Origin of the sequence: Aeromicrobium sp. Leaf272, from assembly GCF_001422865.1 — a bacterium.
Classification (GTDB): Bacteria; Actinomycetota; Actinomycetes; order Propionibacteriales; family Nocardioidaceae; genus Aeromicrobium.
On sequence record NZ_LMMY01000011.1, the window covers coordinates 161,507 to 170,760 of the forward strand.

A 9,254-nucleotide genomic window follows, 5' to 3' on the forward strand; every position below is an offset into this window, starting at 1 on the left:
TCCAGGACGGCTCAGTAGTACCAGGGGAACTCCGACCAGTCGGGGTCGCGCTTCTCGAGGAACTGGTCGCGGCCCTCCTGCGCCTCGTCGGTCATGTAGGCCAGGCGGGTGGTCTCGCCCATGAGCACCTGCTGGCCGACGAGTCCGTCGTCGATCATGTTGAAGGAGTACTTGAGCATGCGCTGCGCGGTGGGGCTCTTGCCGTTGATCATGCGGCCCCACTCCAGCGCCGTGGCCTCGAGCTCGGCGTGCGGGACCGCGCGGTTGACGGTGCCCATCCGGACGCCGTCCTCGGCGGAGTACTCCTCGGCCAGGAAGAAGATCTCGCGGGCGAACTTCTGACCCACCTGGCGGGCGAGGTAGGCCGAGCCGAAGCCACCGTCGAAGCTGCCGACGTCGGCGTCGGTCTGCTTGAAGCGGGCGTGCTCGGCGCTCGCGATGGTGAGGTCGGAGACGACGTGCAGGCTGTGACCGCCGCCGGCCGCCCAGCCCGGCACGACGCAGACGACGACCTTCGGCATGAAGCGGATGAGCCGCTGCACCTCGAGGATGTGCAGGCGGGCCAGCCGCGCCTTGTCCACCGGGCTGGGCTCCTCGGCCCCGGTGTCCGACCCCGACGCCGACACGTCCTCGTACTGGTAGCCGAACCGGCCGCGGATGCGCTGGTCGCCGCCGGTGCAGAAGGATCGCTTGCCGTTCTTCTCGCTCGGGCCGTTGCCGGTGAGCAGCACGCAGCCGACGTCGGCCGACGTGCGCGCGTGGTCGAGGACCTGCAGCAGCTCGTCGACGGTGTGCGGGCGGAACGCGTTGAGCACGTCGGGGCGGTCGAAGGCCACCCGGACGGTGCCGTGGTCGACGGCGCGGTGGTAGGTGACGTCGGTCAGGTGCTCGAAGCCGGCCACCTCGTTCCACGCGGAGGGGTCGAAGGTCTCGGACACGCCGGGCAGTGCACTCATGGCGCGACCGTATCGTTGACACGATGAGTAACCAACTGGTTACCTATTGCGTATGGACGTCTACGCCGCGCTCGCCGATCCGGTCCGGCGAGCCCTACTGGCCCGGCTCGCCGAGGGTCCACGACGGGTCGCCGACCTCGCGGCCGAGCACCCGGTGTCCAGACCGGCCGTCAGCAAGCACCTGCGTCTGCTGTCCGAGGCCGGACTCGTCACCGCCGACGAGCACGGCCGTGAACGGCACTACCGCCTGCACACCGAGCCCCTCGACGAGGTGCGGCGCTTCGTCGACGCCCTCACGCCTCGACCGCCGGTGCCCGAGCAGGCGCTCGATGCCCTGGCCACCGAGGTCGCCCGCACCCGACGCGAACGTCGCGACCCCGCCACCGACCGTCCCACCACCCGCACCCACGAGGAGTCGGCATGACCACACCCACCCCCACTGGTCGCCACGAGCGACGCGGCACCGACGACCACCTCGTCTGGGAACGGACCTTCCGCGCCCCGATCGACGACGTCTGGGCGTCGGTCACCGAGTCCGACCGCCTGGCCCGCTGGTTCGGCACCTGGACCGGCGACCCGGCCGACGGCTACGTGACGGTCCAGATGAACGCCGAGGGCGACGCCGCCGAGCCGTCCCGCTTCGAGATCCGCGCGTGCGACGCCCCGACCCACCTCGCCGTCGACGTCGTGGACGAGGGCGGGGCCTGGTACCTCGACCTCGAGCTGCGGGAGACCGACGGCACCACGACGCTCCTCTTCGCCCAGCGGATCCACGACGTCTCGATCGTCGAGCACACCGGGCCCGGCTGGGAGTGGTACCTCGACCGGCTCGTGTCGTCGGCGTCCGGAGCGGACACCGACGACCTGGACTTCGACGCCTACCTCGCCGCCACGCACGACCACTACCGCGCACTCCAGGAGACGCTCACCCCCGACCACCCCAGGTGACTCCCACTCGCACGATGCGTCACACCTGCGTGACGAACTCAGATACCGTCGGTATGTTGACCGCATGGCACTCTTCGCCCGCAAGGGCTTCTCCGGCAAGGTCCTGGTCGTCACCGGCGCGGCGCGCGGCATCGGCGCCGGAGTCGCGCGGGCCTACGTCGCGAAGGGCGGCCGCGTCGCTCTGCTGGGCCTGGAGCCCGACCTGCTCGAGGCGCTGGCCACGGAGCTGGGCCCCGCGGCGGCCTGGTGGGAGGCCGACGCCCGCGACGGCCGCGCCATGACCGCCGCCATCGATGCCGCTGCCGCCCACTTCGGCCGCATCGACCACGTGCTCGCCAACGCCGGGATCGCCTCGTACGGCACGGTCCGCCAGATCGACGAGGACTCCTTCGAGCGGGTCATCGACATCAACGTCAACGGCGTCTACCGCACCCTGCACGCGTCGATCCCGCACCTGGAGAAGACCAAGGGCTACGCGCTCGTCGTCGCCTCCCTCGCCTCCTTCACCAACCTGGCCGGCCTCGCGTCGTACAACGCCAGCAAGGCCGGCGCGGAGTCACTGGCGCTCGTCGCCCGCCAGGAGGTCGCGCACCTCGGCGTCAAGGTCGGCGTCGCCCACCCGTCGTGGATCGACACCGACATCGTCCGCGGCGCCGAGGCCGACCTGCCGACGTTCAAGGTCATCCGCGGCAAGCTCCCGTTCCCGGCGAACGCCACCACGACGCTCGCCGAGTGCGTCGACGCGATCGTCGCCGGACTCGCCAGGCGCAAGACCCGCGTCTACGTGCGACGCGGAGTCGTCGTGGCCAACTGGACCAAGCCGCTCGTGAACTCCCCGATCGGCTGGGCCGTCATGCGCCCGCAGCTGAAGAAGCACGTGCCCGACCTCGAGCGCGAGGTCGCGGCGCTGGGCCGCTTCCAGCACGCCCACGTCCCCTTGACCGACCCCAAGAAGCCGGTGGTCGAGGAGCCCGAGGGCCCCTGACAGCCCGTCCGGCCCAGCCGCGTCAGGCCTGGACGGACCCGGCGAGGCTCACCATGTGGCCCAGCCGGGCCAGCTCGGAGGCCAGGAACTCCGGTCCGCCGTGGCGTCCGACCACGACGACGAACACCTGACCGCTGCGGTCCTTCGCCTGGGTGCCGGCGAGCAACGTCGACGACCAGGCGTCCACGGAGTCGAGCGCACGCGAGCTGCGGATCGAGAGCCACGACGCCGCGTCAGGCACCAGCTTCGGCGCCGAGGGCGAGGCACTGAGCACGGCCGCCTCCCCGTCGAGCCGGTGCACCGCCATGGCCCAGTCGGTGCGGAAGGTGGCCGGCACGACCTCCACGAGCCGTTCGATCGCGTGCTCGGGCTCGGCGGTGAACGCCTCGACGGCCTCGAGGTCCATGCTGAGGTTCGCGCCGGCGTTGTAGCGGCTGATCCAGTGGACCCGCACGCCCTCGAGCTCGTGGCAGGCCGTGATGAGCGCGTCGGCCATGACCTGGGGCGGCAGCTCGAGGAGCACGTCGTCCACGGCCTTGCCGTCGGAGCGGTGCTCCACGATCTCGATGGCCTCGATGTCGGCACCTGCACCACCGAGCGCCGACGCCATCGCGCCCAGGGAGCCCGGTACGTCGGGCAGCTCCACGCGCAGCAGGTAGGCCATGGGCACATCTCACCACGCCGGTGTTTCTTTTGCGTTGCGCCGCTACCCTGGCCGCCGTGAACGCCGCCAGCCGCACCGATGCCCCCTCCCCCGACGGCACCCACCCGGCCTGGGTCCGACCGACCTTCCGCGCCCTCGCGTTCGCCGAGGCCGTGTCATGGGCCGTCCTGCTCGTCACGATGTTCTTCAAGTGGGTGGTCCAGGACGACCCGCACACCGGCATCGAGGGTGGCGTCCCGATCTCCGGCCCCATCCACGGCGCCTTCTTCGTGGCCTACTGCGCGTCCGCCCTCGTCGCCTGGCGCACCTTCGGCTGGAACCTCAAGACGCTCGTCCTCGCGCTGCTGGCCGCGATCCCGCCGTTCTTCACGGTCGTGTTCGAGGTGCTGGCCGACCGACGCGGGCTCCTCGGCCGCCCGGCACGAGTCGACTCCCGGACCACGTCCGCCCCCACCCCTCAGGCCTGATCCAGGCCCCGCCGGGCCTGCTTCCGCTCGTACATCCGCGCGTCGGCCCGGGCCAGCAGCGCCGCCGGGTCGTCGTCGGCCCGCGCCTCGGCCACCCCGACGGACCAGGAGGCCGGCGCTCCCTCGGCGAGCCGTCGGGCCACGACGTCACCCACCCCGTGGTCCGCGCCCGGCAGCACCACGAGGAACTCGTCACCACCGAGCCGGCCCACCTCGTCGCCAGGTCGGAGTCCTGAGCGCAGGTGGTCGACGGTCGCCCGCAGCATCGCGTCCCCGGCCGGGTGACCGTCCCGGTTGTTGACCGCGCGCAGGTCGTCCACGTCGAGCGCCAGCACCGTGAGCGGCGTGCCGAGTCGCGCCCTGCGCGTCAGGTGCTGCGTCACGAGGGCGTGCGCACCTCGCCGGTTGAGGGCCCCGGTGAGCTCGTCGGTGCGGGCCAGCAGGTCGAGTCGCGCCCGGAGCCTGCCCAGGACCTCCGTCGCCACCACCACCTGCACGGCCACGGTGACGGCAGGCACCAGCAACGTCTCGTCGGAGTGGCTGGCGATCGCGAGTCCCCACACCGCCGTGCCGGCGTACGCGATCACCCGCGCCAGCCCGATCGCCAGGAACCAGACCGCGAACACCGAGAGCATCGGAGCGCTCGAGCCGTTCGCGAACGCCGCCAGCTCGCGATCCGTCCCCCAGGTGAGCGCCGCGAGGGCCCCGAACGCCAGGGCGACCATCACGGCCACGTCACGCTGCTCGAGCAGCACGCCCCGCACCAGCGTCCAGACCAGGGCCGCGGCCGACGTGAGCAGCAGCGCCACGAGCACGGACCTCGGGTTGTTGTCGGGTCGCCACGTGAGCAGGGTCAGCGACAGCATCGCCACGGCGATCAGGTTCAGCAGCACCGTGGCCACGCTCATCGCCGGGTACGTGCGGCCGGCGAGGGCGACGGAACCTGGCACGTGCACCCCTGCTTCCCCACCCCGACCCGCTCGGCCCCGATCGTCGGGGTCCATGATCACCGATCAGCGAAGGCACCGGGGCCGGAACGGCCGGACGGGGGACCAAAGCCTCTGCCGGGCGCCGATACCCTGACGCCGTGGAGCAACACGCGCGCGGCGCCCAGCGGATCAACCGGTCCAACGGCGCCCGGTTCCTGGCCGAGCCGCCCGTGCGGATCATCGGGGCCCTGACGATCCGCTCCGACACGCACGTGGGCGCCTTCACCGAGTTCGGCAAGATCGTGGAGATCCAGTCGGCCGACGTCGGTCGGTACGGCGAGATCGGTCCGGGCAGCATCCTCGGCGCCATCAGCCACCCCACCACGTGGCTCAGCGCCTCCGCCTTCCAGTACCGCGCCAGCACCTGGGGGTGGCACCCGAGCGCGGACGCCGTCGAGACGGTCGACCCGGAGGCGGACGGACGGACCTCGTTCCGTGGCACCCGCGGCGAGGAGCCCGCCGTCATCGGCAACGACGTGCACCTGGGTGCCAACGTGGTGGTGCTCAAGGGCGTGCGCATCGGCGACGGCTGCGTCGTCGCCGCCGGCGCGGTCGTCACGAAGGACCTCCCGCCGTACTCGATCGCCGCCGGGCTGCCGGCCAGGGTCCTGCGCCGCCGGCTCCCCGACGACGTCGTCGACGAGCTGCTCCGGCTGCAGTGGTGGCGCTTCTCCCCCAACCAGCTGAGCGGCGTCCCCTTCGCCGACCCCCGTGCGGCCGCCGCAGAGATCGGCCGCCGCGTCGACGCCGGCCTCGAACCCTACGCGCCGGGGTTCGTCGAGATCGTCAAGCCGACCGCGCCGGCCCCCGCGTCGCGCTGGCGTCGCGCGGCCCGTCGCCTGCGCGGCTGAACCGCCCGGCGGGGGTTCCGCACCACGGGCGGAGAACGGCACCGGCGGGGGTTCCGGGCCGCGGGCGGAGAAACGGCACCGGCGGGGGTTCCGGGCCGCGGGCGGAGAACCGACACGGCACCGCCACAGGGTGCACCGCAGGGGCACCGGCGATAGTGTCGACAGCGAGAAGCACCATCGACCACCGAGGAGCCGTGTCAGCATGCCGCTGAGGAAGAACAAGACCGTCAAGGACAAGCTCCAGAGCCGCCTCGAGGACCTCCTCGCCCAGGCCGACGACGTCCGCCAGCAGCTCGTGGACCACGCTCCCGAGGTGCGCGACAGCGTCGTCGCCAAGACCCAGTCCGGTGCCGCCGACGTGCGCGACATCGTCGCGGCGAAGGCCAGCCACGGCGTCGCCGAGCTGCGCGAGCGCCTCCCGGAGCTGCGCGACGAGCTGCTCGAGCGCACGCCCGAGCTCAACGAGAAGACCTACGACAAGCTGCCGAAGCGCGTGGCCGACCGCCTGCCCGACGAGGTCAAGCCGAAGAAGAAGCGTCGTCTGCGTCGCATCGTCGGCCTGGGCCTGATCGCCGGCGCCGGTGCTGCCGCCTTCGCCACGCTCAAGGGCAAGCAGGCTCCGCCCCCGCCGCCGTACCAGCCGGCTCCGGCGCCCGCGCCGCGTCCGCCGTCGGGCTCGACGCCCCCCGGCGCCGCCCCCACCGCCGACTCGCTCGACGCGGTCGACGGACCCGGCTCGAAGTAGCCGTAGCAGCACCCGTACGTCGGGCCGGGACCGCCGAGGTCCCGGCCCGACGTGCGTGCGGGCCGGCCGCGCGCCTTCCCCAACTCCGTCCACCTAGGGAAGACTGGTCTCATGCGCTCGCTCTGGAAGGGCTCGATCAGCTTCGGGCTGGTCAACGTGCCGGTGCGCGTCTACAGCGCCACCGAGAACCACGACGTGTCCCTGCACCAGGTGCACGCGGACGACGGCGGCCGCATCCGCTACCAGCGCCGGTGCGAGATCTGCGGCGAGGTCGTGGCCTACGAGGACATCGCGAAGGCCTACGACGACGGCGAGAACACGGTCGTCCTGACCCCGGAGGACTTCGCCTCGCTGCCGGCCGAGACGGCCAAGGAGATCGAGGTCGTGGAGTTCGTCCCGGCCAAGCAGATCGACCCGATCCGGCTGGACAAGGCCTACTTCCTGGAGCCGGACAAGACGGCCATCAAGCCCTACACCCTCCTGCGGCGCGCCCTGGAGGACACCGACCGCAGCGCGGTCGTGCGGTTCGCGCTGCGGCAGAAGACGCGGCTCGCGGTGCTGCGGGTGCGCGACAAGACGCTCCTGCTGCAGACGATGCTGTGGGACGACGAGATCCGCGAGGCGGAGTTCGACGTGCTCGACCAGGTGCCGCGGATCAGCGCCAAGGAGCGCGACATGGCCGCCCAGCTGGTCGACTCCCTGGCAGCCGACTTCGACGCGTCGCAGTTCACCGACGACTACCAGGAGCAGCTGCGCACGCTCGTGGAGGCCAAGCTGGAGCAGGGCGACACGATCGACACCGCGGCCACGTTCGGCGAGAAGGACGACGAGGGCGAGGACGCCGAGGTCGTCGACCTGATGGAGGCGCTGAAGCGCAGCGTCGAGCGCAGCAAGGAGCGGCGTGGTCAGGGCTCGGGAGACGCGACCAAGCCGCGCGCCCGCAAGAAGGCCTGACCGCGGTCGTGGCGGGTCGCGGGTCGTCCCAGACCGTGCAGGTCGACGGTCGCCGCCTGCGCGTCACCAACCTCGACAAGGTGCTCTACCCGGCGTCGGGCACGACCAAGGCCGAGGTGATCTCGTACTACGTGGCGGTCGCCGACCGGCTGCTGCCGTGGGCGACCGGTCGTCCGGCCACCCGGAAACGGTGGCCGAACGGCGTCGGGGACACCGAGCATCCTGGTGAGCTCTTCTTCGAGAAGAACCTGCCCGACTCGGCGCCCGACTGGGTGCGCCGGGTGGTGGTACGGCACAAGAGCCACGTGAACGTGTACCCGATCGTGGACTCCGCGGCCACCCTGGCGTGGCTGGGGCAGGTGGCGGCGCTCGAGCTGCACGTGCCGCAGTGGCGGGTCGACGCCGACGGCACGCCCCGCCATCCCGACCGCCTGGTGCTGGACCTCGATCCCGGTCCCGGGGCGGGTCTGGCCGAGTGCGTGGAGGTGGCACTCGCCGCGCGCGAGCTGCTCGACGACGTGGGGCTCACGGCCTGGCCCGTCACGAGCGGCAGCAAGGGACTGCACCTGTACGCCCGGCTCACCGGCGAGCACGGACCCGACTACGTGAACGCCTTCGCCAAGCAGGTCGCCGCGGCCCTGGAGGACGCGATGCCCGACCTCGTGGTCTCGTCGATGAAGAAGTCCCTGCGCGACGGCAAGGTGCTCGTCGACTGGAGCCAGAACAACCAGGCCAAGACCACGATCGCCCCCTACTCGCTGCGTGGCCGCGCGGCGCCGGACGGCGAGGGCCCCTTCGTCGCTGCGCCACGGCACTGGGACGAGCTCGGTCCCGACCTGCGGCACCTGACGATGGCCGAGGTGCTGGAGCGCTCCGACGACCCCCTCTCCGGCCTGGGGGCGGGGAGCAGCGACATCGACGCGGCCGCGTCCGGGACCGCAGCGCCCGACCGCCTGACGGTCTACCGGTCCATGCGCGACCCCAGCCGCACGCCCGAGCCCGTCCCCGCCGACGCTCCGGCCGACGACAGCGCCGACCCGGACCGTGACGGGCCGGTCTTCGTCGTCCAGGAGCACCACGCCACCCGGCTGCACTACGACGTGCGACTGGAGCGCGAGGGGGTGCTCGTGTCGTGGGCCGTGCCGAAGGGTCCACCCGAGGATCCCGGGAAGAACCACCTGGCGGTGCCGACCGAGGACCACCCGATGGACTACGCCACGTTCGAGGGCACCATCCCGAAGGGTGAGTACGGCGCGGGCGAGGTGACGATCTGGGACCACGGCACGTACGCGCTCGAGAAGTGGAAGGACGGCGAGGTCATCGCCACCCTGCACGGCAGCGAAGGCGGCGGGCTCGGCGGCAGCGTGCGGTTCGCGCTCATCCGCACCGGGGAGAACTGGCTCATGCACCGCATGGACCCGGCCCGCGCGCCGGCCGAGGAGAGCCCGGAGAGCGACGAGGCGAGCAGCGACGACAGCCCCGACGACAGCGCCGACGAGGGGGCGTCGCCGGACCCCGGACGACTCGACACCGTCGCACCCATGCTCGCCACGCGCGCCGGCACGTTCGACGCCCACGCCGACGCGGCCGCCTGGGCGTTCGAGATGAAGTGGGACGGGGTGCGCGTGGTGGCCACGTGCGACGCGGGCGCCGTGCGGCTCGTCGGGCGCAGCGGTCGCGACGTCACCGCCACCT

At 72.3% G+C, this 9,254-nt stretch carries 11 protein-coding genes; 8 read left to right on the top strand and 3 right to left on the bottom strand.

Annotation, left to right across the window (positions count from 1 at the left end; genetic code table 11):
• Positions 1–11 precede the first annotated feature (11 nt).
• Positions 12–956 (bottom strand): 1,4-dihydroxy-2-naphthoyl-CoA synthase, encoded by a 945-nt coding sequence (locus ASF38_RS07880; protein ID WP_056574993.1) that lies wholly within the window; start codon positions 954–956, stop codon positions 12–14.
• 52 nt (positions 957–1,008) lie between these two features.
• On the opposite strand from ASF38_RS07880, the gene ASF38_RS07885 reads away from it, so the two are divergent.
• The 3 genes from ASF38_RS07885 (at position 1,009) to ASF38_RS07895 (ending at position 2,889) form a co-directional block, all read left to right on the top strand.
• Positions 1,009–1,380, top strand: a complete 372-nt coding sequence (locus ASF38_RS07885; RefSeq protein WP_056574999.1) for a helix-turn-helix transcriptional regulator — start codon at positions 1,009–1,011, stop codon at positions 1,378–1,380.
• Positions 1,377–1,904 carry an SRPBCC domain-containing protein gene (locus ASF38_RS07890; RefSeq protein WP_056575004.1) on the top strand — a complete coding sequence of 176 codons (528 nt, stop codon included), beginning with the start codon at positions 1,377–1,379 and terminating at the stop codon, positions 1,902–1,904. The genes ASF38_RS07885 and ASF38_RS07890 overlap by 4 nt, the downstream gene beginning before the upstream one ends.
• A gap of 64 nt (positions 1,905–1,968) precedes the next feature.
• Positions 1,969–2,889: an SDR family oxidoreductase gene (locus tag ASF38_RS07895; protein ID WP_055961483.1), complete on the top strand. Its 921-nt coding sequence runs from the start codon at positions 1,969–1,971 to the stop codon at positions 2,887–2,889.
• Positions 2,890–2,911: 22 nt separating this feature from the next.
• On the opposite strand, the gene ASF38_RS07900 is transcribed toward ASF38_RS07895, so the two are convergent.
• A complete protein-coding gene (locus tag ASF38_RS07900) occupies positions 2,912–3,553 on the bottom strand; it encodes a hypothetical protein (RefSeq protein WP_056575006.1) in 642 nt (213 codons plus the stop codon).
• A gap of 56 nt (positions 3,554–3,609) precedes the next feature.
• Here ASF38_RS07900 and ASF38_RS07905 point away from each other — a divergent pair, with 56 nt between their 5' ends.
• The gene (locus ASF38_RS07905) at positions 3,610–4,020 is read left to right on the top strand and encodes a DUF3817 domain-containing protein (RefSeq protein ID WP_082480590.1); all 411 of its coding nucleotides are present in this window, start codon (positions 3,610–3,612) and stop codon (positions 4,018–4,020) included.
• Here the strand turns inward: ASF38_RS07905 and ASF38_RS07910 are convergent.
• The gene (locus tag ASF38_RS07910) at positions 4,011–4,970 is read right to left on the bottom strand and encodes a GGDEF domain-containing protein (protein WP_162237320.1); all 960 of its coding nucleotides are present in this window, start codon (positions 4,968–4,970) and stop codon (positions 4,011–4,013) included. The genes ASF38_RS07905 and ASF38_RS07910 overlap by 10 nt on opposite strands.
• A gap of 137 nt (positions 4,971–5,107) precedes the next feature.
• Between ASF38_RS07910 and ASF38_RS07915 the strand changes: the two genes are divergently transcribed.
• The 4 genes from ASF38_RS07915 to ligD form a co-directional block, all read left to right on the top strand.
• Positions 5,108–5,860, top strand: coding sequence for a CatB-related O-acetyltransferase (locus ASF38_RS07915; RefSeq protein ID WP_056552066.1), 753 nt, complete (start codon positions 5,108–5,110; stop codon positions 5,858–5,860).
• 202 nt (positions 5,861–6,062) lie between these two features.
• Complete coding sequence (locus ASF38_RS07920; RefSeq protein ID WP_055961495.1) at positions 6,063–6,605, top strand: hypothetical protein; 543 nt, start codon at positions 6,063–6,065, stop codon at positions 6,603–6,605.
• A 111-nt stretch (positions 6,606–6,716) separates the two neighbouring features.
• Entirely contained in the window at positions 6,717–7,559 is an 843-nt protein-coding gene (locus tag ASF38_RS07925) for a Ku protein (RefSeq protein WP_055961499.1), read from the top strand.
• 35 nt (positions 7,560–7,594) lie between these two features.
• Positions 7,595–9,254: non-homologous end-joining DNA ligase (ligD, locus tag ASF38_RS07930; protein WP_235497510.1), on the top strand; the 1,660-nt coding region annotated here is incomplete at its 3' end.